This is a genomic window from Streptomyces sp. CC208A, assembly GCF_030010625.1.
Classification (GTDB): Bacteria; Actinomycetota; Actinomycetes; order Streptomycetales; family Streptomycetaceae; genus Streptomyces.
Window position 1 is genome coordinate 242,402 of sequence record NZ_JASCXN010000005.1, and the last position, 22,722, is coordinate 265,123.

The following is a 22,722-nucleotide window of genomic DNA, read 5'->3' on the forward strand; positions in this document are numbered from 1 at the left end:
GAGCAAAGGGAGTGCGTATGGCCGAGACGCGGCTTGGCGGCGGCGACGGCGCCCAGGAGGCGTGGCGTACAATGCCGCCCTCCACCGACCTGTCCGGCCTGCCCGACCTGCGGCGCGTGGGCGCGCACCCGGACCACTGGTACCCGGTCGCGCTGTCGAGGAAGGTGCGGCGGGGGCGGACGTACGCGACCGCGTTCGCCGGGGAGCGCATCGCGCTCTACCGCGGCGAGAGCGGCACCGTGCACGCCCTGGAGGACCGGTGCGCCCACCGGCAGGTCCCCCTGAGCATGGGCGTGGTGGAGGGAGAGATCCTCCGCTGCTGCTACCACGCCTGGGCCTACCGGGGTGACGGCCGCATCTCCCAGATCCCCTACCTCGCCAAAGGGGACGGCCGGCCGCCGCGCGGCGTGCGCGGCTACGCCGTCCGCGAGGCGTACGGCCTGGTGTTCGTCTTCCCCGGCGACCCGGAGAAGGCGGCGAGGACCGCGCTGCCGGAGCTGCCCGCCCACGGTTCGCCGAAGTACCGGACCATGACCTTCACCCGGACCGTGCGCTGTCACTACTCCTTCATGCACGAGAACCTGCTGGACATGAACCACCAGTTCCTCCACCGCGGCGTCGTGGGCAAGCTGCACCCGGAGCTCCTGGGCCACCGGACCGACGGGCGGTCGGTGGAGGCCCGGTACCTGTTCACGCACACCGGGGGGAAGCGGAACCGCAGCGCCGGACTGCTGGCCGGCGAGGGCATCGGCGGTTCGGCGTCCAGCGACGTCATGACCATCCGTACGCAGTACCCGTACCAGACGCTCGACCTGGTTCCGGAGAACGCCGACCACCCGGCCTTCCGGCTCTGGGCCGCGTACGTCCCCGAGGACGCCGAGCAGCGCACCTGCCGCGCCTACGGCCTGCTCATGATCGAGAAGCCGGCGGTTCCCGCCGCCCTTCACGTGGCCTGGCCGTTCATCCGCCGTTTCGCCGAACGCGTCTTCGCCGAGGACCGGATGGCCGTCGAAGCGGAGCAGCGGGCATGGGACGAGCAGGGAGAGGACCGCAACCACGAGGTCTTCCCGGTGATCCTGGACGTCCGCGAGGTGCTGCGCGCCAACGGCGTCCCCCTGCGCTCCCGGCCCGCCCCCTGCGACGGCGCGCTTCCCGGGCACCCGCACGGCCCCGGGGGCCCGGGGCCTTCGACCGCCCCGCCAGGCGGGTGAAACCGCGCGTCGGCATACGCCCGTCGGCGCGGCACCGCCGTGCCATGGGCCTTTCGGGGGACGGTGGGAACGCCCGTCCCGGTTTCGCTCAGCCGCCGTCACCGAGGTGTTCATGCGCCTGCTTCTCGTCCATCCCAGCGCCCTGATGTACTCGGAGATCTTCCTGCGGCTTGAGCCGCTGGGCCTGGAACGGGTGGCGGGCGCGGCCCGCGACGCGGGACACGAGGTGCGGATCGTGGACCTCCAGACCAGCGGCGTGCGGGAACTCGCCCGCGAGTTCCGGTCCTTCCGCCCCGACGCCCTCGGCGTCTCCCTGAACTACCTGGCGAACATCCCGGAGGCGATCGGGATCGCCCACGCCGCCAAGCGCGAGGCGCCGGGCTGTTTCGTCTTCTTCGGCGGGCACAGCGTGTCCTTCGTCGCCGAGGACGTGCTCGACCAGGCCGAAGGGGCGGTGGACGCGGTGGTGCGCGGCGAAGGGGAGCCCGCCGTGGTGTCCCTGCTCGCGGCCGTACGGGACGGCGGGGTGGACGGCGTCCCCGGCGTCGTCACGCCGACCGGCCGCGGCCCGGCACCGCAGATGCTCCACAGCATCGACAGCCCGCTGCCGGCCCGCGACCTGCTGCGCCACCGGCGCAAGTACTTCATCGGTGAACTGGACCCCTGCGCCTCCATCGAGTTCACCCGGGGCTGCCCGTGGGACTGCTCCTTCTGCTCGGCCTGGACCTTCTACGGCCGCAGCTACCGCAAGGCCTCCCCCGAGGCGGCCGGCGCCGAGATGGCGAGCATCCGCGAGCCCAACGTGTTCATCGTCGACGACGTGGCCTTCATCCGGCCCGAGCACGGCCACGCCATCGCCGCCGAGCTGGAGCGCCGCGGGATCCGCAAGCGCTACTACCTGGAGACCCGCAGCGACGTCCTGCTGCGCAACACCGAGGTCTTCCAGCGCTGGGCCCGGCTCGGCCTGAGCTACATGTTCCTGGGCATGGAGGCCATCGACGCCGAGGGGCTCGACCTGTACCGCAAGCGCGTCAGCCCCGACGACAACTTCCGCGCCCTGGAAGCCGCCCGGAAACTCGGCATCGACGTGGCGATCAACCTCATCGTGGACCCGGCCTGGGACGAGGAGCGCTTCCGCGTCATCAGGGAGTTCGCCCTCGCCGTCCCCGAGATCGTGCACCTGACCGTCATGACGCCCTACCCGGGAACGGAGATCTGGCACACCGAGTCCCGCAAGCTCACCACCCGCGACTACCGCCTCTTCGACATCCAGCACGCCGTGGTCCCCACGACCCTCCCCCTGGACGTCTTCTACCGGGAACTGGTCAAGACCCAGGCCGTCATCAACCGCAAGCACCTGGGCCTGCGCACCGCGCTGGGCGCCCTGCGCGTCCTGGGCGGCAACCTCGCCCGCGGCCAGACGAACTTCGCCCGCATGCTGTGGAAGTTCAACCGCGTCTACAACCCCGCGCGGCAACTGGCCGACCACGACCGCCCGGTGCGCTACGAACTCCCCCTCCCCCGCCACCTGGACGTCGGCGACCGCCGCAAGCTCTACGTCCACGCCCGCTCGGCCACCGGCCGGAGCGCCGCCCAGGACGCCCCGTAGTCCTCCCTCGCCGGGACGGCCTCCCCGCTCATGGGGAAGCGCCGCCCCCGGCCGGTCCGGAGGCGCGGGCGGCTCGCCGGGCGAGGATCAGGCCCGCGACCAGCGATCCGGCGCAGCCCACGGCCAGGTCGGCGATCGTGTCCTCGTAGCCGACCCGGACGGCGGCGTCGAAGACGTCGGAGGCCAGCCACTCGTACATCTCCCACACGGAGGCGACCGTGGCGCCCAGAGCGGTGGTGATCAGGGGGACGGAGGCACGGCGCAGGGCACGGCCGCCCGGTGGGGGCAGCAGGCGCCCGCGAGCGAGCAGCACGTGCAGGGTGACCGCCACGACACCCGGGGTGACGGAGTGCACGGCGGTGTCGTACCAGTCGGCCGTCCCGTACCACCGGAAGACCGACGACCAGGTCGCCCAGGTCAGCGCGGCGCACAGCAGCAGGTCCAGCAGGGCGGGGAGCCGGGCCACCCGCGTCAGGAGCAGGGCCAGGAACAGCAGCGTCAGCATGACGGCCCCGTCGCGCGCGGTGAAGACGACGTAGGCGACGCTGCCGAGCACCAGGACCCGGATCACGTCGGCGAGCAGTCGCAGGACAGGAGGACGTACGCCGGCCATGCCGGGCGACTTCCCGATGGAGCGGCCGTCAGTCGTCCGGCACGGACCGGCGCCGCCGGGCGGGCGGCGGTCGCGCCCTCGTCGTTCCTCCATGCGGCCCACATGTCGGCGTGGCCGGACACGGCCGGGGCCCCGGGCGGGCGAGGGTCGACCGAGACGTCCCGGCGTCCGTACCCCGCGGCCGGAACCGATGCCGAACCGAAGACCGTCAGGAGAGCCCATGTTTCCTCGGAGGCGTCACTCCCACCGGCCGACCCGCGCCCGGGAGACGGCGGAGCGGGTGTTCACGGCGGCGGACGCCCGCCTGCCGTTGTCCGAGCTCAGCCGCGGCGCGGTGCGCAAGGCGTTCCCCGACCACTGGTCGTTCCTGCTCGGGGAGCTCGCGCTGTACTCCCTGGTCGTGCTGCTGCTGACCGGCGTGTACCTGACCCTGTTCTTCGACCCGAGCATGGTCGAGAGCGTGTACGCGGGCCCGTACGAGCCCCTCCAGGGCGAGCGGCTGTCCCAGGCGTACACCACGACGCTGCGGCTCAGCTTCGAGGTGCGCGGGGGGGCTGCTCATCCGGCAGGTGCACCACTGGGCGGCGCTGGTGTTCGTCGCCGCGATCGCGACGCACATGCTCCGGGTGTTCCTCACCGGCGCGTTCCGCAAGCCCCGCGAGGTGAACTGGGCGCTGGGCGTCGGCCTGTTCATCCTGGCGCTCCTCGAGGGCTTCGCCGGGTACTCCCTGCCGGACGACCTGCTGTCGGGGACCGGCCTTCGGACGGCCGCCACCATCCTGGGGTCGGTCCCGGTGGTGGGCACGAACCTGGAGATGGCCGCGTTCGGCGGGCAGTACCCCGGCCAGGTGGTGATCCCGCGCCTGTACGTGCTCCACGTCCTCCTTGTGCCGGCCCTCCTGGTGGCCCTGGTGACGGCGCACCTGCTGCTTGTCTTCTACCTCAAGCACACGCAGTGGGCCGTGCCGGGCAGGACCAACCGCAACGCGGTCGGGCAGCCCATGGTCCCCCAGTTCGTCGCCAAGTCCACCGGCCTCTTCCTGCTCGTCTTCGGTTCGCTGACGGTCCTCGGGGCGGTGGCGCAGATCAACCCCGTCTGGAACTACGGCCCCTACCGGCCGGACCTGGTGTCCGTCGGCTCGCAGCCCGACTGGTACGTGGGGTTCCTGGAGGGCGCGCTGCGGCTCATGCCGCCGTGGGACACGGTCGTGGCGGGGCACACGGTCATGTGGAACGTCTTCGTGCCCACCCTGGTGCTCCCCGGCGTCCTGTTCACCGGCCTCCTCTTCTACCCGCTCGTCGAGCGGTGGATGACCGGCGACCGCGCCGAGCACCATCTGTGCGACCGGCCGCGCAACCGCCCGGTCCGCACCGGCGTCGGCGTCGCCGGCATCGTCTTCTACGCCGTCCTGCTGCTGGCCGGCGGCAACGACGTCATGGCCTTCGTGTTCCGCCTGTCGGTCGAGGCGATCACCTGGGTGCTCCGCGTCGCCCTGGTCGTGGCACCGCTGCTCGCCTTCGCCATCACCCGGAGCCTCTGCCTGGCGCTCCAGGAGCGCGACCGGCGGCGGCTCGCGGAGGGCGAGGAGACGGGAGGGGTGGAGCAGGCCGTCCACGGCGAACTGACCGAGGGCCACCGCCCGGTGGAGCCGGCCGTGCGGTACCGCCTGCTGATGCGGGAGGAGCCCGAGCCGCTCGCCCTCCCCGACGAGGGGCCCGTCACCCGCCGCCGGCGCCTGCGGGTCGCCGCGAGCCGCTGGTTCCGGGGGCACCGGGTCGAGCTCCCGGCGTCGGAGGAGGAGCGCGCGAGCGTCCGGAGCCGGATGGAGCCGCCCCGGCGGGCCGACTGACGCGCGAACCGTCCTTCTACCCGGTCTCCTCACCCGCGTACTGGAAGACAAGGCCGGCCACGCCCGCCGCGAGCGCGCCGAGGCCGATCAGCGCGAGCCACAGCCCGTAGATCACGCCAAGGGCGAGGACGCCCGCCCCTACGGCCGTCAGGACCGGCCAGGCGCTGTGCGGCGGGAAGAAGTCCAGCGGCCCCGAGCGCTCCCGTACCTCTCCGTCCTTGCGGTCCTCGGGGCGGAGGCCGTTCACCCGGTGGTTGCGGGCGAAGAAGAGGCACACCAGGAGGGCCATGAGGAAGGAGACGGTCAGCGCGGCCGTCCCGGCCGGTTCGCGGGACCAGACCGCGTACAGGACGTCGGTGGCGAGGAAGAACGCCGCCACTCCGGCGAAGACGACCGCTTCGGTTCTCATGGTCTCTCCTCGTGCGACGGTCGTGACGGTCGTGACGGTCGTGACGGCTGCAACGGCCCGGATCCTTGGAAGGTGTCCGGGGTGGGGGCCCCGGAGTCCGGGTGGTTCAGGTCGAAGGCGGGCGAGTCGGAGCGGACGCGCGGCAGCGCGGTGAAGTTGTGGCGCGGCGGCGGGCAGGAGGTGGCCCACTCCAGGGACCTGCCGTACCCCCAGGGGTCGTCGACCTCGACGCGCGGGGCGTGTACGGCGGTGCGCCAGACGTTGTAGAGGAACGGCAGGGTCGACAGGCCGAGCAGGAAGGCGCCGATCGAGGACACCGTGTTGAGCAGGGTGAAGCCGTCGGCCCTGAGGTAGTCGGCGTAGCGCCGGGGCATGCCGTTCTCCCCCAGCCAGTGCTGGACCAGGAAGGTGATCTGGAAGCCGGTGAACAGGGTCCAGAAGTGGATCCTGCCGAGCCGCTCGTCGAGCAGGCGGCCGGTCCATTTGGGCCACCAGAAGTAGAAGCCGGCGAACATCGCGAAGACCACGGTGCCGAAGAGCACGTAGTGCAGGTGCGCGACGATGAAGTACGAGTCGGTGAGGTGGAAGTCGAGCGGTGGCGAGGCGATCAGGACGCCGCTGAGGCCGCCGAGCAGGAAGGTGACGAGAAAGCCGAGGGACCAGAGCATCGGCGTCTCGAAGGAGAGGCTGCCGTGCCACATCGTGCCGATCCAGTTGAAGAACTTGACCCCGGTGGGCACGGCGATGAGGAACGACATGGCCGAGAAGAAGGGCAGCAGCACGGCGCCGGTCGCGAACATGTGGTGGGCCCAGACGACGGCGGAGAGCATGGTGATGGCGACGGTCGCGCCCACCATGCCGAGGTAGCCGAAGACCGGTTTCCTGCTGAACACCGGGATGATCTCGGTGATCACCCCGAAGAACGGCAGCGCGACGATGTAGACCTCCGGGTGCCCGAAGAACCAGAACAGGTGCTGCCAGAGCAGAGCGCCGCCGTTGGCCGCGTCGTAGACGTGGGCGCCGAACTTGCGGTCCGCCTCCAGGGCGAGCAGGGCGGCGGTGAGCACGGGGAAGGCGAGCAGGGCCAGGATGGAGGTGAAGAGCACGTTCCAGGTGAAGATCGGCATCCGGAACATGGTCATGCCCGGCGCCCGCAGGCACACGATGGTGGCGATTAAGTTGACCGAGGTCAGGGTGGTGCCGACGCCGGACAGGACCAGGCCCATCGTCCACAGGTCGCCGCCCGCGCCCGGCGAGAAGACGGGGCCGTTCAGCGGGGCGTACGCGAACCAGCCGAAGGAGGCGGCGCCGCCCGGGACGACGAGGCCGGACACGACGATGAGCCCGCCGACGAGGAACAGCCAGTAGGTGAGGGCGTTGAGCCGGGGGAAGGCGACGTCCGGGGCGCCGATCTGCAGGGGCATCACCGCGTTGGCGAGGCCGGCGAACATCGGGGTGGCGAACAGCAGCATCATCACCGTGCCGTGGACGGTGAACAGCTGGTTGTACTGCTCGTTGCTCACGAGCTGCGTGCCGGGGCGGGCGAGTTCCGCGCGCATCAGCAGGGCCAGGACGCCGGCGAAGAGGAAGAACACGAAGGCGGTGACCATGTAGAGGTAGCCGATCACCTTGTGGTCCGTGGTGGTCAGCAGCCCCATGATCCGGTGCCCCACCCGCAGCGCCCTGGTCCCGCCGGGCGCCGTGTCCGCTGTCGTGTCCGCCACCGGTTCCGCGCCCGGCTCCGCGTCCGGTTCCGCCGCCGGGGGCGGTCCCGCGTCGTCCCGTCTCATGCGTCGTCCACCCCAATGCGTCGTCCTGCGGGCCCGTGCACCGATCCTGGTGCCTGCGGGCCGCCGGACGGCCGACGCGGGGGCGACACGCGCTGGAATTCACCGGTTCACCCGGTGGCGGGCGGGTCCCCCGCTACTCGGCCGCGTTCAGGGGCTTCGGCCGCTCGCCGGCCGTGTCGGCGAGCTCGGGGGCGTACAGCGTCGCGAGGGGTTCGGGGCCGGCGTACTGGCGGCAGGGGCACTGCCGCGGCTCCACGGCCTCGCCGTCCCCCTTGGCGCGCTTGTCCTTGACCGCCGCGTAGCACCGGCCGTCCCGCGTGTCGTGGTACGCGAGGTGGTGGCGGCAGCCGCAGACCGGCTCGGGTCCGCTGAGCGCCTTCTCCTGCGCCTGCCGCCGCTCCCTGCGCGCCTTCTTGAACCGGTCGTACGCGCCTCCGGCCACGTAGCCGCTCGCCAGGATCACCAGCGCGATCTCGATCCCCGTCATCGCATCCCCCTGCTCGTCGTGCTCGCCGTCCACGTTACTGGGCGGGCAGGGTGAGGGGTCATGAGGAGCAGGTGTCCAGCATCCGCCCCAGCATGTCCTTCTCCGCCGTGGTCACCGACAGCCCGTAGGTGGCCTTGACCGAGGTCCAGGCCCGGCCGTAGGTGCACCAGTACGCCTGGGACGGCGGCTGCCACGCGTCGGGGCCCTGGTCGCCCTTGGAGCGGTTGGAGGCGGCCGAGACGGCGAGGAGCTGCGGGTGGGTCAGGTCGTTGGCGAACTCCTTGCGCTTCTCCTGGGTCCACGTGTTCGCGCCGGACCGCCAGGCGTTGGCCAGGGGCACCATGTGGTCGATGTCCAGGCCCGCCGCGCTCTTGAGCGTCTTCCCGTCGTAGACGCTGACCCAGGTGCCGGACACGGCGCGGCACTCGTCGTCCTGGCGGACGTCCGCGCCGTCGCGGTGCAGCACCGTCTCACGGGTGTTGCAGCTCTCGCCCTGGGAGGCCCAGTGCGGGAACTTGTCCCGGTCGTACCCGGACATCGAACCGCGCGGGGCGACCTTCAGCCCGGCGAGCTGCGTACGCGCCTGCTCGGCGGTCGGCACGCCGGGCAGCGTCCCGGCGTCCGTCTCCGGAGCCCCGCCGGCCGCGCCCGTGCGCGTCGGGGAGGGCTTCGCGTCCCCGCCGGGGGACGGGACGCCGCCGCCCTCCGCCGAGCACCCCGCCACCGCGAACAGGACCAGTCCGGCCGCCAAACCCGCTGTGCGTATCCGCTTCTGACGCGCCATGACCCAATGCATTCCCTTCGAACGGTCTCGTACGCCCGGCAGCGTATCCGTTCGATCCCGATGCGCCGTCCGGGGTCAGCCGCCGACGAGTTCCCCCATGAGCCTCTTCATGTGGTGCACCGAGACGCGGTGGGCGTGGATCAGGCCCAGGTAGCCCTTCTCGTGGAGGCGGTTCAGGTCGCGGCCGCGGACCTTGCGCAGCTTCTCGTCGTCGACGAACCGGAAGGAGCCGAGGGCCATGAGGGAGCCGCCCTCGTCGGTCAGCGTGATCGTCTCCTGCACCAGGAGATCGAGGCGGAGCAGCTCCGCGACGAATCCCCGGGTCGCCTCCGTCTCGCGGGCGGAGTGCCCCAGGAGCTCCAGGACGCCGGTCAGGAAGGGGGTGAAGCCGCCGTCGTCCTCGAAGAGGCGGTCGCCCTCCGGCGCGCCGAAGCCGGTGTAGTCGGCGTCGACGAGGACGTCGAAGCCACCGCCCTCCATGACCATGGCCGTGAAGGGGTAGGAGCGGACCGAGAGCGGGAGGTACGTGTGGGGGCGCCAGTTCCCGTCCGGCATGACGTACTGGTTGCTCCCCTGTTCGAGGCCGAGCAGGGCGCAGGGCACGGGATGGCCGTCGTTGTCCGCGAAGACGATCGGGTAGGCCAGGGCGGCCTCGGTGAACTCGCCGGCGCTGAGGACGGCTATGTGGGCGTCGGCGGCGAAACGCGCGTTCTGCGGCATGACCACGCGCAGCGAGGCGTGGTCCGTCCTGTTCAGCGGCACCCATCGCATGGGCTCTCCCCCTCGATCAGATTTCACGCTTTTGGAGATTGAATCCGTGAGTGACGCTATCAGGCTCCGGGCCGAGGCGCGCCGGGGCGGGGGCCGTCCAGCTGCCGAGCAGCCGTAGCGCGGAGTCGGCGCGGGCGTCGGGTGCCGTGAAGACGACCAGGGTCCGCCCCTCGTCGCCGGGGAGTGCGAGCGTCTCGTACGCGAGGTCGAAGTCCCCGACGACGGGGTGCCGGAAGGTCTTGGTGCCGTGGGTCTTCTCCCGCACCTCCTGACCCGCCCACAGCTCCCGGAAGTCCTCGCTGCGGCGGCTCAGTTCGGTGACGACCCGGGCCAGCCGGACGTCCCCGGGGTGGCGTCCGGCCGACAGGCGCAGGAAGCCGACGGTCTGCCGTGCCACGTCCGCCCACCGGGGGTACAGCTCCCGGGCGTCGGCGTCGAGGAAGACGTGCCGGGCGAGGTTGAACCGCCGGGCCGCCTCCCGCTCCCGGTCCCGCTCCCGGTCCCGCTCCCACCCCGGGTCCCTCCCCGGGGCGCCGAACAGGGCGCGGGCCAGGGCGTTGGCGTCGAGGACGTCCATCGCGGGGTCCAGGACGTACGCCGGGACGGCGCCCACCGCGGCAAGCAGACGCCGCAGCCCGTCCCGTACGGGCGCGTCGCCGTCCCCCTCCGGCTCCGCGGCGGAGGGCCGTTGCGCCAGGTCGCGCAGGTGGGCGCGCTCGGTCGGGTCGAGCCGCAGGACGCGGGCCAGGGCGTCGAGCACGGCGTCGGAGGGGTTGCGGGCCCGGCCCTGCTCCAGGCGCGTGTAGTAGACGACGCTGACGCCCGCGAGGTCGGCCACCTCCTCGCGCCGCAGCCCCGGGACCCGGCGCCTGCCGAGGACGGGGAGCCCGGCCTCCTCGGGGGTGATCCGGGAGCGCCGGGAGGTGAGGAACCGGCCGAGCTCGTTCGCTGCGTTCATGCGCGCCAGTATGTGCGGCGGCGACGGCGCTTCGCCTGTCCCTGTCAGTACCACCCTGCCGTTCCCTGCCCGGTACTCGGGGGGTAATGGCTGCGGGGCCACGGCGCCGTGAAGGTGGACGAGGTGCGACCGCACCGCCCCCCCTGACACGACAGGAGTCTCTCCCCCATGCGCGCAGTGGTCTTCTCCCGGTACGGCGACGAAAGCGTCCTGGAGCTCGTCCGCCGGCCGGCACCGACGCCGGCCGACGGGGACGTCCTCGTGGAGGTGAAGGCGGCCGGGGTGAACCCGGTCGACTGGAAGCACCGCGAGGGGGCGGTCCGCAACGACCTGCCGTTCCCGCTGGGCATGGGGTGGGACGTGGCCGGCGTCGTCCGGGCCACGGTGCCGGGCGGCCCGGCGGTCGGCGAGGAGGTGTACGGCATGCTGCCGCTCCCGTACGGCGGCGCCTACCAGGAACTGGCCGTCCTGCCGGCCTCCGCCGTGGCCCCCAGGCCCGCGCGGCTCTCCCACGCCGAGGCCGCCGCCGTGCCCCTGGCCGCACTGACGGCGTGGCAGGCCCTGGAGGCGGCGGGGACCGGGCCCGGCCTGCGGGTGCTCGTGCACGCGGGAGCCGGCGGCGTCGGCCACTTCGCCGTCCAGTTCGCCCGCCATCTCGGGGCGCACGTCACCGCCACCGCCTCCGCCCGGAACCTGGAGTTCCTGCGCCGCCTCGGCGTCGACGAGCCGATCGACCGGGCCACCGCCCAACTGGCCGCCGCCCCCTTCGATGTCGTCCTGGACACCGTCGGCGGGCCGGTGCAGCACGCGTCCTGGCGGCTGCTGCGCCCCGGCGGCACCCTCATCACCCTGCCGGAGCCCGTGGACGAGGCGCACCGCCTCCCCGGCATCACGGCCCGCCGCGTGATCGTCACCCCCGACGGCGAGGCGCTGCGGCGGATCGGCGCGCTCATCGACTCCGGGGCCGTGCACGTCGAGGTCCAGGCGGTCCTCCCGCTGGAGGAGGCGGCGGAGGCCCACCGCGTCAGCAAGGAGGGCCGGGTGCGCGGCAAGCTGGTCCTCGGCCTCTGAGACGGACTCCGGGAGCGGCCCCCGGCCTCAGGACTCGGGGAAGAGACCGAGGGCCGCCCGGACGGCCCGCTCGAACGGCTCCGTGCCGCCGCTCGCGCGGCACAGCACCTGGGCCCCTTCGAGGAGGGCCACCAGCAGGGCGGCCTTCTCCTCGGCGTCGGCCGGGGCGAGTCCCGCCTGCCGCAGGGCCCCGGCGAGCGCCTCCGTCCAGGAGGCGAAGGCCGCGGCGGCGGCCCGGCACAGCTCCCCGTCCTCCTCGTCGGCGGGAACGGTGACGGCGGCGACGGCGCAGCCGGAGCCCTGGGCCGCGGCCTCGGCGACCGGGCGCGCGAACTCCACGAAGGCCGCGGCGACCCCCTGGGGGGTGGCGCCGCCCAGGCCGGCGAGCCGGTCGCGTACCTCGCGGCCGTGCTGCGTGGCGGCCTCGGCGGCCAACTGGCTCTTGCCACCGGGGAAGTGGTGGTAGATGGCCCCCCGGGCCGCGCCGCTCCGTTCGAGGACGTCGGTGAACGACATGCCCTGCAGGCCCCGTCGGCGCAGCGCGCCGACGGCGGCGTCCACCATCCGACCCCGGGTCTCCTTGGCCATCGCGCCTCGCTCCTCCGGTCCCACCCACTTGACTAGGACGCACATCCTACTCCATAGTCCTCTAGTACGTACGTACTAGCTACTTCCAGGTCGCACGATCGAGGAGACACCCATGCCCATCGCCGTCATCGCACCCACCGGAGCCCTCACGCCGACCGGTGAGCGGGAGATCGTCCCCCGCCTCACCGAGGCCCTCATCGACGTGAGCGGACTGACCGGCAACTCCTTCTTCACGCCCATGGTCGCCGGCGTCCTGCACCTGCTCGACCCGCAGCACGTCCACGCGGCGGGAAGCCCGGCGTCCCTGGTCCTGATCGAGCTGAAGCTGCCCGACATCGGGCTGCCGTCGGTCGAGGCGCGCCGCGCCTTCGTCGAGAGGGCCACGGACATCGCCTTCGCGCTCATGACGCCCGGGCACGAACGCGACGCCGTGCGCGTCAACATCGTCAACGCCCCCGCAGGAGGCTGGGGCATGGGCGGTGTGGCGTACACCGGCGAGGGGCTGGCCGCCGCCATCGGCGAGGCTGCCGCGGCGGAGTCGAACCCGGTCACGGCCTGAAAAGGGCGCGGCCCGGGGCGGCACCACACGGTGCCGCCCCGGGCCGCGAAGTGGCGGGATCCGCCGGTCACTTCTTCGGGAGCCACGCCTTCCAGACGGACTCGTTCTCCTTGACCCACTTCTCGGCCGCCTTCTCGGCGGTCATCTTGTCGGCGGCGACGTACTTGGCGACGAGGTTCTGCTGCTCGGTCGTCCAGTTGAAGTTCTTCAGGAACTTCGCCGCGTCGCTGTCCTCCTTCGCGAAGTCGGCGTTCATCCACTTCTTCAGCGGCACGTCCGGGTAGGCGCAGGCGACGGCCTTCTTGTCCGCGTCACAGCCGTCCTCGTACGGCGGCAGCTTCACCTCGACCAGGTCCATGGTCGCGTTCATCCACTGCGGGGTCCACCAGTAGGTGAGGAACGGCTTCTTGTTCTTGTAGAGCTGCTCCAGCTGCGCGAGGTGGGTGGCCTCGGCGCCCGCCTCGATCGGCTTGTAGTTCAGGCCGAGGTTCTTGATGAGGGCGTTGTCGTGCGAGACGTACGACGGGTCGCCCTTGATGAACTGGCCCTTGTCGCCGCTCTCCGGGGTCTTGAGGACGTCCACGTACTTGTTGAGGTTCTTGGCGTCCGTGATGTCCGGGTGCTGGTCCGCCAGGTACTTCGGAACGAACCAGCCGATGTGGCCCGTCACGCCGAGCTCGCCGGCCGGGACGACGGACTTGTTGCCCTGGACGTAACGCTTCTCCTCCTGGGGGTGGCCCCAGTCCTCCAGGATCGCGTCGATCTTGCCCTGGCTCATGGCGTCCCAGGCCGGGGTCTCGTCCATCTGCTGGGTCTTGACCTTGTAGCCGAGCTCGTGCTCCAACAGGTAGGCGGCGACGGCCGTGTTGACCTCGGCGCCGACCCACGAGGGGGTGTGCAGGCTGACCGTCTTGGAGTCCGAGCCGCCGGTGTCGGCGGCGCCGCAGGCGCTGACGGCGAGCAGGGTGACGGCGCCGGTCGCGGCGAGGAGCGTGTGGGCGCGACGGCTACGAGTGAGCTTGGGCATGGTGAACTGCCTTTCGGGTGTGGGGAGGTGGCGGTCAGCGCCGGCCGCCGGCCGGCTGGGTGAGCTTGTCGAGGGCCAGGCCGAGGCAGACGATGCCCGCGCCGGCGATCAGGCCGGTGCCGAGCTCGCCCGCGGTGAGGCCCTTGACCACGTCGAAGCCGAGCGCTCCGCCGCCGACCAGACCGCCGATGACGACGACGGCGAGGACGAGGACGACGCCCTGGTTCGCGGCGACCAGGAGCGCCGGGCGGGCCAGCGGCCACTGCACGTCGCGGATCTGCTGCCAGGTGGTGGCGCCCAGGGAGCGGGAGACCTCCATGGTGGCCGGGCTGACCTGCTTGAGGCCCTGGGTGGTGACCCGTACGACGGCCGGCAGGGCGTACACGGCCGCGGCGGTGATCGCGGCGACCCGGCCGGCGTTGAAGAGCTGGACGACCGGGATGAGGTAGATGAACTGCGGCAGCGTCTGCATGGCGTCGAAGACCGGGCGCAGCAGCCGTTCGACCGCCTGGACGCGGGCCGCGAGGACGCCGAGGGCGAAGCCGAGGAGCAGGGTGAGGGCGACGGCGACCAGGACCTGGGACAGGGTGTACAGGGACTTGCCCCAGATGCCGAGCACGCCGGTGCAGGCCAGGGCCAGTACGGCGGTCAGCGCGCCCCGCCAGGTGCCGACCAGCCAGGCCACGGCACCGGCGAGCAGCAGCAGGGCCCACCACGGCAGGGCCTGGAGGCCGCTGTCCAGCGGGTTGAGCACCCAGCTGGTGAAGGTGCCCGCCCACACGGAGGTGCCGCCGAGGACGGGCACGTCCTGGTAGACCGCGCCGACCAGCCAGTCGACGGCGGTGTTCAGCGGGGCGGCGAAGTCCACCGTGAACGCCTCGGGCCAGTCGCGGCCCACGGCGGAGCCGAACAGCAGCCCCGCGCCGGCCACCACGAGGGCGATCCCGGTGCCCCGGCGGCCGGCCGGGACGCCGCCCCGGGCTCCGGCGGCGGCGGTCGTCCGGTCGAGCCAGACGGCGATGAGCACGATGGCCAGGCCGGCGGTGAGGCCCTGGCCGAAGTCGCGGGTCTTCAGCGCCTGGTAGACGCTCTCGCCGAGACCGCCGGCGCCCACGACGGAGGCGATGACCACCATCGACAGGGCCATCATGATCGTCTGGTTCAGGCCGAGGAAGAGCTGCGGCCGGGCCATCGGCAGCCGCGCCGTCCACAGCCGCTGCCACGGGGTCGAGCCGAGCGACCGGGAGGCCTCCAGGACCGCCGGGTCCGCGCCGCGCAGGCCCAGGGTGGTCATCCGGACCATCGGGGGCGCGGCGTAGATCACCGTGGTGATGAGCGCCGACGGGGTGCCGATGCCGAAGATCAGGACGAGCGGGAGCAGGTACGCGAAGGACGGCAGCACCTGCATGGTGTCGAGCACCGGGCGCAGGATCCGCTGGGCGGTGTCGGAGAGCCCGCCGGCCAGGCCGAGCAGCAGGCCGAGCACGGAGGCGACGACGACGGCCACCAGCATCAGGGCGAGCGTCTCGGTCGCCTGCTCCCACAGCCCGAGGAGCCCGCAGCCGGCCAGCGAGCCGACGGCGACGAGGGCCGGTCCCGCGCCCCTGCGGCCCGCGCCGCCCGCGTACCAGGCGAGCGCGGTGGCGAAGGTGAGCACGCCCGCCCAGCCGACCGAGCCGAGCAGGTCGTGGACCCAGGCGACGGAGTCGGTGGCCGCGTTGGACAGGTGCAGCAGGAAGTACAGGAAGACGGGGTGGGTGTCGCGGTTGTCGACCACCCAGTCGGCGAAGGAGTCCAGGTTGGGGACCAGGTCCACGCGCAGCGCCTGCGGCCAGCCGCCGTCCGCGAGCAGGGCGGCGGTGGGCAGCAGGAGGGCCAGGACCAGGAGCACCGCGGGGGCGGAGGGCCGGGGCAGCCGCCGGGGGCGGCGCGGGGCGGTGGCCTCGGCCTGCTTCCGGGAGCGCTCGGCGCCGGCGGGCGGGCTCGGGGTGGGTGCGGGGGCAGGGGTGGGACTGGTGGCGGTACTCATGCGGTCACCGGGTCCGTGTCGGTGTCCGGCGCGGCGGCGTCGGTAGCCGGGCCGGTGCTCGTACCCGGGCCGGCGTCCGTGCCCGTGCCGGTGCTCGTACCCGGGCCGGCGTCCGTGCCCGTGCCGGTGCTCGTACCAGTACCAGCGTCCGTTCCGGTGTCCGTGCCCGGGCCGGTGTCCGCGCCCTTGCGCATGTTCGGGACGGCGGGCGTGCCCGCACCCGTACGCGTACCGGAGTCACCGCCCGTACGCGGCCCCGCTTCGCCCGGCTCCACACCGGCCACCACGGCGAGCAGGCGCGCGTGGTCGACGACGCCGAGGAGGGCGCCGTCCGCCATGACCCGGGCCGGAAGGCCGTCGCGGGCGACGGCGGCGATGCCCTCGGCGACCGTGGCCCCGGGGGCGAGGACCGCGCCCCGGTCCGCCTCCTCGGCGGTGGCCGGACGCATCGCGCGGGAGACCGGGACGATCTGCTCGCGCGGCACGTCGCGCACGAAGTCGCGGACGTAGTCGTCGGCGGGCCGGGTGACGATCTCCTCGGGGGTGCCGAGCTGCACGATCGCGCCGTCCCGCATCAGGGCGATGCGGTCGCCGAGCTTGAGGGCCTCCGCGAGGTCGTGGGTGATGAAGACCATCGTGCGGCCCTCCTCGCGGTGGAGCCGGGCCACCTCCTCCTGCATGTCGCGGCGGATCAGCGGGTCGAGGGCGCTGAACGGCTCGTCGAACAGGAGGACTTCGGGGTCGGCGGCGAGGGCGCGGGCCAGGCCCACGCGCTGCTGCTGGCCGCCGGAGAGCTGGTTCGGACGGCGGTCCTCCAGGCCGGCGAGGCCGACCTTGGCGATGACCTCGCGGGCCTTCGCCCGCCGCAGGGCCTTCGCCATGCCCTGGATCTCCAGGCCGTACGCGACGTTGTCGAGGACGGTGCGGTGCGGGAGCAGGCCGAAGTGCTGGAAGACCATCGCGGCGCGGCGCCTGCGCAGTTCGCGCAGCCGGGTCCGGTCCATGGCGAGGACGTCCTCGCCGTCCATGGCGAGTTCGCCCGAGGTGGGCTCGATGAGCCGGGTCAGGCAGCGGACCAGGGTGGACTTGCCGGATCCTGACAGACCCATGACGACGAAGACCTCGCCGCGGCGGACGTCGAAGGAGACGTCCCGGACGGCGGCGGTGCAGCCGGTGCGTTCGCGGATCTCGGCCGTGGACAGGCCGGCGTACCGGGGGTCGGCGGGCACGCGGTCGGCCTTGGGTCCGAAGACCTTCCACAGGCCGCGGACGGAGAAGACGGGATCGTGACCGTCCATCAGGCGGCCTCCTTCGGGGTGGTGGTCGCGGCAAGCAGGTCGGCGCACTTCTCGCCCACCATGAGGACGGCGATCATCGGGTTGACGGCGGGGATGGTCGGGAAGACGGAGGCGTCGGCGATCCGTATGCTCTCCAGGCCGCGGACGGTCAGGTCGGGGGCCACGACGGCCAGGCGGTCGTCCTCGGCGCCGATCCTGCAGGTGCCGGCCGGGTGGTACACGGTGTGGGCGACCTTGCGGGCGTACTCGCTCAGCTCCTCGTCGCCGGTGACCTCGGGGCCCGGGCAGACCTCGCGGCCGAGCCAGGACGCCAGCGGTTCGGTCGCGGCGATCCTGCGGGCGATCCTGATGCCGTCGACGAGGGTGCGGGCGTCGTAGTCCTCCTCGTCGGTGAAGTAGCGGAAGTCCAGGGCCGGCTTGACCTCGGGGTCGGCGCTGGTCAGGTAGAGCCGGCCGCGGCTGCGCGGCTTGGGGATGTTCGGGGTCATCGACACGCCGTGCGCGGGCCGTTCGTAGCCCAGCCGCTCGGGGTTGTCGGTGAAGGGGATCTGGTAGAAGTGGAACATCAGGTCGGGTCCGGCCGACTCGGGGTCGCGGCGGACGAAGAGGCCCGCGTCGCTGTCCATCGCGGAGTTCTCGGGGATGGGCCCGTGGGTCTCCCAGACGATCACCGACTCCGGGTGGTCGAGCAGGTTCTCGCCGACGCCCGGCAGGTCGTGGCGGACGTCGATGCCGAGCTCGGTGAGCTGCTCGCGCGGCCCGATGCCGGAGTGGAGCAGCAGCCGGGGGGTGTCCACCGCGCCGGCGCAGACGATCACCTCGCGGGCCGCCCGCAGGAGGAGGTCCTCGCCGTCCTCGGTGCGCGCCCGTACGCCGGTGGCGCGGGTGCCGTCGAACTCCAGGCGGTACGCCCAGGTCTCCAGGAACAGGTGCAGGTTGGGGCGGTCCAGGAAGGGGTGCAGGTAGGCGACGGAGGCGGAGGAGCGCTTGTTGTCCTCCGGGTGGTAGGCGAGGTCGAAGAAGCCGGCGCCCTCGTGGAAGGGCCTGCGGTTGAAGCCCTCGATCCGGGGCACGCCGAGGGCGTCCTGCGCGGCGTCGACGAAGTCGCGGGCGATGGCGTTGCGGTCCTTCTCGTCCACCGGGACGATGTTGTTGAGGAGCCTGCCGAAGTACGGGTCCATCGAGGCGGCGTCCCAGCCGGCGGCGCCGAGGCCGGCCCACTCGTCCCAGTCGGACGGCAGCGGCTTGAACGCGATCAGGGTGTTGTGCGAGGAGCAGCCGCCGAGGACCCGGGCCCGGCTGTGCCGGATGTGGGAGTTGCCGCGCGGCTGTTCGGTGGTGGGGTAGTCGTAGTCCAGTTCTCCGCCGAGCAGGCCCATCCAGCGGCGCAGGGTGAGGACGTCGGGGCGGTCGACGTCGGACGGGCCGCCCTCGATGACGGCGACGGTGACGCCGGGGTCCTCGGTGAGGCGGGAGGCGATCACCGAGCCGGCGGTGCCGCCGCCGACGATGACGTAGTCGTAGTCGTGGGTGCGGTCGGACATGCTGTGTTCACTCCAAGGGGCGTGGGGGGTTCCGTACGGGCGGCTTCCGGGGGTCCGTACGGGCGGCTGCCGGAGGCCGTACGGGCGGCTCCGGGGGCGGTGCCGGCGGGGCACCGCCGCGCGGGATCAGCCGGAGAACCACCGCACGGGACGGGGCGCCAGGTTCTGGTAGACGTGCTTGGTCTCGCGGTACTCGGCGAGGCCCGAGGGGCCGAGTTCGCGTCCGACGCCGGACTTGCCGAAGCCGCCCCACTCGGCCTGGGGGAGGTAGGGGTGGAAGTCGTTGATCCACACGGTGCCGTGGCGCAGCCGGCCCGCGACCCGGCGGGCGCGGGCGGCGTCCGTGGTCCAGACGGCTCCGGCGAGGCCGTACTCGGTGTCGTTGGCGAGGGCCACGGCCTCGTCCTCGGTCCGGAAGGTCTCCACCGTGAGGACGGGGCCGAAGATCTCCTCGCGGACCACGCGCATCCGGCGGTGGCAGCGGTCGAGGACCGTCGGCTCGTAGAAGTAGCCGCCGTCGGGGCGGGCGGCGGAGGGGGCGGGGCGCCTTCCGCCGGTGCGGAGCACGGCGCCCTCGGCGAGCGCGGAGGCGACGTACGCCTCGGTGCGCTCCAGCTGGGCCCGGGAGACCAGCGGGCCGCACTCGACGTCCTTCTCGGTGCCGCGGCCCAGCCGGATGCGGGCGGCCCGGCGGCTCAGTTCGGTGACGAACCGCTCGCGCACCGACTCCTCGACGATCAGCCGGGAGCCGGCGGAGCAGACCTGGCCGCTGTGGATGAAGGCGGCGTTGAGGGCCTGGTCGACGGCGGTGTCGAAGCCGTCGGCGGTCTCGCAGGCGTCGGCGAAGACCACGTTGGGGTTCTTGCCGCCGAGTTCGAGGGCGACCTTCTTGACGCCGGGGGCCGCGGCCTGCGCCACCTTCACGCCGCTGGTCAGGCCGCCGGTGAAGGAGACGAGGTCGACGTCGGGGTGCTCGGAGAGGCGGGCGCCGACGGTGTGGCCGGGTCCTGTGACCAGGTTCGCGACGCCGGCGGGGAGCCCGGCCTCGGCGAGGAGCGCGATGAGGGCCACGGTGCTGAGCGGGGTGATCTCGCTCGGCTTGATCACGAAGGTGTTTCCGGCGGCGAGCGCCGGGGCGATCTTCCAACTGGCCTGGAGCAGCGGGTAGTTCCAGGGGGTGATCATGGCGCAGACGCCCACCGGCTCGTGGACGACGACGCTGTGCACGGTGTCGCTGCCGGCGTCGACGACGCGGCCCGCGCCCTCCGCCACGACGAGGTCGGCGAAGTACCGGAAGGCGTCGGCGACGCAGTCGACGTCGACGCGTCCCTCCTCGACGGTCTTCCCGGCGTCGCGGCTCTCCAGGAGGGCCAGTTCCTCGCGGTCGCGGACCAGCAGGTCGGCGGTGCGGCGCAGCAGCGCGGCCCGCTCGGCCACCGGGGTGCCCGGCCAGACACCGGAGTCGAAGGCGGCGCGCGCCGAGGCGACGGCGGCGTCGGCGTCCGCCTCGCCCCCCTCGGCCACCTCGGCGAAGGGCAGGCCGTCCGCGGGGTCGAGGACGTCGCGCGTCTCACCGCTCAGCGCGCCGCGCCAGGAGCCGCCCGTGTGAATGGTCGTTCGTGTCAACAAGAGTCAAGTGGCTTTCTTCTCCGGGCGGACGAGCTCCGCCGTCCCCGTGTCTCCGCGTTCCCGCCGCCCCGCCGCCGTGCGGGGGCGGCCGGCGGAGGGGGAAGGGGCCGGGAACGCGGGGCGGACCGTCGGCGCGGTACGGCCATGGGCCGCGGGGCTCACCGAGACAGGACCCGCCCAAGGCCGCCGCCACCGGCGGGAGGCCGGAGTACGGGCAGTGGTCATGCGGGCCGAAGTTACCCAGCAGAAAGTGAAATCGCATGAGGCGAGAGCCTTGCGCCGGGCAATTCAGAGTGTTATCGCCCGAGCCGCCTGCGATCCCCAGAAAGTGACAAGCTCAACAAGATGTTTGAGCAAAACGGCACAACCAAGGGCAAATGGTCACTTGATAACGAAGAGGTAACACATTTGCAGCATGCCACGGTCGCAATCCGAACGTTATGCCATTGTCGGCGGCCGGGTGGTTTGACCTCCCCGGAATTGGTTAGCGAGCGCCCCCGTGACGACCCGGCCGCGTACGGCGCGCGGCACATACGCCTCCGCCCGGCGCGGGGAGCGCCGGGCGGAGGAAAGCAACTGAAGGGTGCGGCCGGTTACTTGACGTTGACGGCCTTCCAGGCGGCGTCGACCGCGTGGTACTCGGCGCTGTTCGCGCCGTAGAGGTCGGTCGCCGCGGAGAGGGTGGCGGTGCGGGCGCCGGCGTAGTCGGTGGAGGAGGTCATGTAGACCGAGAGGGCCTTGTACCAGATCTTGTAGGCGGCCTGGCGGCCGATGCCGGTGACGGTGGAGCCGTCGTAGGTCGGGGAGTCGTAGCTGACGCCGTTGATGGTCTTGGCGCCGCTGCCCTCGGCGAGCAGGTAGAAGAAGTGGTTGGCCGGGCCCGAGGAGTAGTGGACGTCGAGGCGGCCGAGGCTCTTCGACCAGTAGTCGGCGGAGTTGCCGTCCCGGCTCGGCTTGTCCATGTAGCGCAGCGGGGTGCCGTTGCCGCGGATGTCGATCTTCTCGCCGATGAGGTAGTCGCCGGCGTCGGAGGCGTTGTTCGCGAAGAACTCCACCGAGGTGCCGAGGATGTCGGAGGTGGCCTCGTTGAGGCCGCCCGACTCGCGGCTGTAGCGCAGGCCGGCGGTGGCGGCGGTCAGGCCGTGGGTCATCTCGTGGCCGGCGACGTCGAGGGAGGTCAGCGGCTTGAGGTTGTTGGCGCCGTCGCCGTACGTCATGCAGAAGCACTGGTCGGACCAGAAGGCGTTGACGTACGCGTTGCCGTAGTGGACGCGGGAGTAGGCGGCGACGCCGTCGCCGCGGATGCCGTTGCGGCCGAGCTCGTTCTTGTAGAAGTCCCAGGTCACGGCCGCGCCGTAGTGGGCGTCGGCGGCCGCGGTCTCGCGGTGGCTCGCCAGGCCGTTGCCCCAGGTGTCGGTGGAGTTGGTGAAGAGGGTGCCGGTGCCGTTGGTGCCGCCGTTCAGGTCGTACGTCTTGTGGCCGCCGCGGGCGGTGTCGGTGAGGGAGTAGCCGGGCGCGGTGCCGAGGGTGACCTGGCCGCTGTACCGGGTGTTGCCGACGCCCGTCTCGATCGCCTCGTAGGAGTGGAGCTCCTTGCCGGTGGTGGCGTCCGTGATGACGTGGCGCTCGCTCGGCGTGCCGTCGTGCTGAAGGCCGGTGACGACGCTCTCCCAGGCGAGGACCGGCTTGCCGGTGGCGGCCCAGATCACCTTGCGGGCGCCCTCGCGCGTCCGCTCGGCGGCCGTGGTCGGGACGGCTATGCGGGCCGGGGTCGCCTTGGTGGTGGAGCGGGCGCCGTTCTTCTTCCGGTGGACGACCAGGTCGCCGCCGAGGACCGGCAGGCCCTCGTAGGTGCGCTCGTAGCGGGTGTGGACGGTGCCGTCCGCGTCCTTGACGACGTCCCGGACGACCAGCTTCTCCCGGTCGCCGAGGCCGATCGCCCGGGCGGTGGCGACGGCCGAGGCCTGGGCCTCCTGGATCGCGGCGGCGCGCTGCGGGGCGCTGAGGGCGAGGGCGGTGGCCCCGGCCTCCCGGGAGACCTCGGCGCCGGCGGTTCCGGTCTGGAATCCGACGACGACCATGGCGGCCGAGGCGGCGAGGGCGGCGGTGCGCACGACGGTGCGGCGGTGCGAGGACTGCTGGCGGATCACGCGGGCTCCTTCGCTGAAACGCGTGGGGGCGGTGTGGGGGATGACGCGAGGGGCGAGCGTGCCAGCAGAATCGGTTTTTTGACAGGTATGCAACAAGGATTTGACCATCTGTTGTCCGAAGGGTGAAGCGAGGCGTCCGCTATCCGGGGCGAACGGGCTTTCGCGGAAGAGCGGTTCGGGACCCCTCCCGTCCTCCCCGGGGGCGACATCACGCCACGTATGGAGCGGTACGGGGAGCCACCCGGCACAGCGCCCGGTGAGCCCGGACCGTCCGCCGGCCCGCACGGGGCCCTCCCGTCCGCGCGCCGCCGGGGCGGGAGGGGCGTGAGCGCGGCTCCCGGGGCC

General features: G+C 72.6%; 18 protein-coding genes and 1 pseudogene. 5 read left to right on the forward strand and 14 right to left on the reverse strand.

The window, feature by feature from the left end; genetic code table 11:
• Window positions 1-71 precede the first annotated feature (71 nt).
• A complete protein-coding gene (locus QK442_RS08855; RefSeq protein WP_282693391.1) occupies window positions 72-1,211 on the forward strand; it encodes an aromatic ring-hydroxylating dioxygenase subunit alpha in 1,140 nt (379 codons plus the stop codon).
• Window positions 1,212-1,323: 112 nt separating this feature from the next.
• A complete protein-coding gene (gene hpnR, locus QK442_RS08860) occupies window positions 1,324-2,820 on the forward strand; it encodes a hopanoid C-3 methylase HpnR (RefSeq protein ID WP_282693312.1) in 1,497 nt (498 codons plus the stop codon).
• Between the two features lie 28 nt (window positions 2,821-2,848).
• On the opposite strand, the gene QK442_RS08865 is transcribed toward hpnR, so the two are convergent.
• Entirely contained in the window at window positions 2,849-3,433 is a 585-nt protein-coding gene (locus QK442_RS08865; protein ID WP_282693313.1) for a hypothetical protein, read from the reverse strand.
• Window positions 3,434-3,653: 220 nt separating this feature from the next.
• Here QK442_RS08865 and QK442_RS08870 point away from each other — a divergent pair.
• Window positions 3,654-5,283, forward strand: a pseudogene (locus tag QK442_RS08870) (cytochrome bc complex cytochrome b subunit).
• A gap of 16 nt (window positions 5,284-5,299) precedes the next feature.
• On the opposite strand, the gene QK442_RS08875 reads toward QK442_RS08870, so the two are convergent.
• From QK442_RS08875 to QK442_RS08900, 6 genes are all read right to left on the reverse strand, one after another.
• The gene (locus QK442_RS08875) at window positions 5,300-5,692 is read right to left on the reverse strand and encodes a cytochrome c oxidase subunit 4 (RefSeq protein WP_282693314.1); all 393 of its coding nucleotides are present in this window, start codon (window positions 5,690-5,692) and stop codon (window positions 5,300-5,302) included.
• The gene (ctaD, locus tag QK442_RS08880) at window positions 5,689-7,350 is read right to left on the reverse strand and encodes a cytochrome c oxidase subunit I (protein ID WP_282693392.1); all 1,662 of its coding nucleotides are present in this window, start codon (window positions 7,348-7,350) and stop codon (window positions 5,689-5,691) included. The genes QK442_RS08875 and ctaD overlap by 4 nt, the downstream gene beginning before the upstream one ends.
• A gap of 265 nt (window positions 7,351-7,615) precedes the next feature.
• Window positions 7,616-7,969, reverse strand: coding sequence for a hypothetical protein (locus QK442_RS08885; protein ID WP_282693315.1), 354 nt, complete (start codon window positions 7,967-7,969; stop codon window positions 7,616-7,618).
• 58 nt (window positions 7,970-8,027) lie between these two features.
• Complete coding sequence (locus tag QK442_RS08890; protein WP_282693316.1) at window positions 8,028-8,753, reverse strand: HNH endonuclease family protein; 726 nt, start codon at window positions 8,751-8,753, stop codon at window positions 8,028-8,030.
• A 75-nt stretch (window positions 8,754-8,828) separates the two neighbouring features.
• Window positions 8,829-9,524, reverse strand: a complete 696-nt coding sequence (locus QK442_RS08895; RefSeq protein WP_282693317.1) for a SapC family protein — start codon at window positions 9,522-9,524, stop codon at window positions 8,829-8,831.
• 16 nt (window positions 9,525-9,540) lie between these two features.
• Complete coding sequence (locus tag QK442_RS08900; protein ID WP_282693318.1) at window positions 9,541-10,482, reverse strand: helix-turn-helix transcriptional regulator; 942 nt, start codon at window positions 10,480-10,482, stop codon at window positions 9,541-9,543.
• A gap of 168 nt (window positions 10,483-10,650) precedes the next feature.
• Between QK442_RS08900 and QK442_RS08905 the strand changes: the two genes are divergently transcribed.
• Window positions 10,651-11,553: an NADP-dependent oxidoreductase gene (locus tag QK442_RS08905; RefSeq protein WP_282693319.1), complete on the forward strand. Its 903-nt coding sequence runs from the start codon at window positions 10,651-10,653 to the stop codon at window positions 11,551-11,553.
• A gap of 27 nt (window positions 11,554-11,580) precedes the next feature.
• Here the strand turns inward: QK442_RS08905 and QK442_RS08910 are convergent, their stop codons facing one another.
• Entirely contained in the window at window positions 11,581-12,141 is a 561-nt protein-coding gene (locus QK442_RS08910) for a TetR/AcrR family transcriptional regulator (RefSeq protein ID WP_282693320.1), read from the reverse strand.
• Window positions 12,142-12,253: 112 nt separating this feature from the next.
• Here QK442_RS08910 and QK442_RS08915 point away from each other — a divergent pair, with 112 nt between their 5' ends.
• Entirely contained in the window at window positions 12,254-12,700 is a 447-nt protein-coding gene (locus QK442_RS08915; RefSeq protein WP_282693321.1) for a hypothetical protein, read from the forward strand.
• A 67-nt stretch (window positions 12,701-12,767) separates the two neighbouring features.
• Here the strand turns inward: QK442_RS08915 and QK442_RS08920 are convergent, their stop codons facing one another.
• The 6 genes from QK442_RS08920 to QK442_RS08945 all read right to left on the reverse strand — a co-directional run bounded on the left by QK442_RS08920 (window position 12,768) and on the right by QK442_RS08945 (window position 22,308).
• A complete protein-coding gene (locus QK442_RS08920; protein WP_282693322.1) occupies window positions 12,768-13,727 on the reverse strand; it encodes an ABC transporter substrate-binding protein in 960 nt (319 codons plus the stop codon).
• Between the two features lie 34 nt (window positions 13,728-13,761).
• Window positions 13,762-15,756: an ABC transporter permease subunit gene (locus QK442_RS08925; RefSeq protein ID WP_282693323.1), complete on the reverse strand. Its 1,995-nt coding sequence runs from the start codon at window positions 15,754-15,756 to the stop codon at window positions 13,762-13,764.
• Window positions 15,753-17,054 (reverse strand): glycine betaine/L-proline ABC transporter ATP-binding protein, encoded by a 1,302-nt coding sequence (locus QK442_RS08930; RefSeq protein WP_282693324.1) that lies wholly within the window; start codon window positions 17,052-17,054, stop codon window positions 15,753-15,755. The genes QK442_RS08925 and QK442_RS08930 overlap by 4 nt, the downstream gene beginning before the upstream one ends.
• On the reverse strand, window positions 17,054-18,598 hold the full coding sequence (locus QK442_RS08935; RefSeq protein ID WP_282693325.1) for a GMC oxidoreductase: 1,545 nt from the start codon (window positions 18,596-18,598) through the stop codon (window positions 17,054-17,056). The genes QK442_RS08930 and QK442_RS08935 overlap by 1 nt, the downstream gene beginning before the upstream one ends.
• A 126-nt stretch (window positions 18,599-18,724) precedes the next feature.
• A complete protein-coding gene (locus tag QK442_RS08940; protein WP_282693326.1) occupies window positions 18,725-20,227 on the reverse strand; it encodes an aldehyde dehydrogenase family protein in 1,503 nt (500 codons plus the stop codon).
• A gap of 593 nt (window positions 20,228-20,820) precedes the next feature.
• Window positions 20,821-22,308, reverse strand: coding sequence for a M4 family metallopeptidase (locus QK442_RS08945; RefSeq protein ID WP_282693393.1), 1,488 nt, complete (start codon window positions 22,306-22,308; stop codon window positions 20,821-20,823).
• Window positions 22,309-22,722: the final 414 nt, after the last annotated feature.

Coding starts and splice junctions, on each gene's coding strand:
- QK442_RS08855 (WP_282693391.1), top strand. CDS start 72: ATGCCGCCCTCCACCGACCTGTCCGGCCTGCCCGACCTGCGGCGCGTG.
- hpnR (WP_282693312.1), top strand. CDS start 1,324: ATGCGCCTGCTTCTCGTCCATCCCAGCGCCCTGATGTACTCGGAGATC.
- QK442_RS08865 (WP_282693313.1), bottom strand. CDS start 3,433: ATGGCCGGCGTACGTCCTCCTGTCCTGCGACTGCTCGCCGACGTGATC.
- QK442_RS08875 (WP_282693314.1), bottom strand. CDS start 5,692: ATGAGAACCGAAGCGGTCGTCTTCGCCGGAGTGGCGGCGTTCTTCCTC.
- ctaD (WP_282693392.1), bottom strand. CDS start 7,350: ATGGGGCTGCTGACCACCACGGACCACAAGGTGATCGGCTACCTCTAC.
- QK442_RS08885 (WP_282693315.1), bottom strand. CDS start 7,969: ATGACGGGGATCGAGATCGCGCTGGTGATCCTGGCGAGCGGCTACGTG.
- QK442_RS08890 (WP_282693316.1), bottom strand. CDS start 8,753: ATGGCGCGTCAGAAGCGGATACGCACAGCGGGTTTGGCGGCCGGACTG.
- QK442_RS08895 (WP_282693317.1), bottom strand. CDS start 9,524: ATGCGATGGGTGCCGCTGAACAGGACGGACCACGCCTCGCTGCGCGTG.
- QK442_RS08900 (WP_282693318.1), bottom strand. CDS start 10,482: ATGAACGCAGCGAACGAGCTCGGCCGGTTCCTCACCTCCCGGCGCTCC.
- QK442_RS08905 (WP_282693319.1), top strand. CDS start 10,651: ATGCGCGCAGTGGTCTTCTCCCGGTACGGCGACGAAAGCGTCCTGGAG.
- QK442_RS08910 (WP_282693320.1), bottom strand. CDS start 12,141: ATGGCCAAGGAGACCCGGGGTCGGATGGTGGACGCCGCCGTCGGCGCG.
- QK442_RS08915 (WP_282693321.1), top strand. CDS start 12,254: ATGCCCATCGCCGTCATCGCACCCACCGGAGCCCTCACGCCGACCGGT.
- QK442_RS08920 (WP_282693322.1), bottom strand. CDS start 13,727: ATGCCCAAGCTCACTCGTAGCCGTCGCGCCCACACGCTCCTCGCCGCG.
- QK442_RS08925 (WP_282693323.1), bottom strand. CDS start 15,756: ATGAGTACCGCCACCAGTCCCACCCCTGCCCCCGCACCCACCCCGAGC.
- QK442_RS08930 (WP_282693324.1), bottom strand. CDS start 17,054: ATGGACGGTCACGATCCCGTCTTCTCCGTCCGCGGCCTGTGGAAGGTC.
- QK442_RS08935 (WP_282693325.1), bottom strand. CDS start 18,598: ATGTCCGACCGCACCCACGACTACGACTACGTCATCGTCGGCGGCGGC.
- QK442_RS08945 (WP_282693393.1), bottom strand. CDS start 22,308: ATGGTCGTCGTCGGATTCCAGACCGGAACCGCCGGCGCCGAGGTCTCC.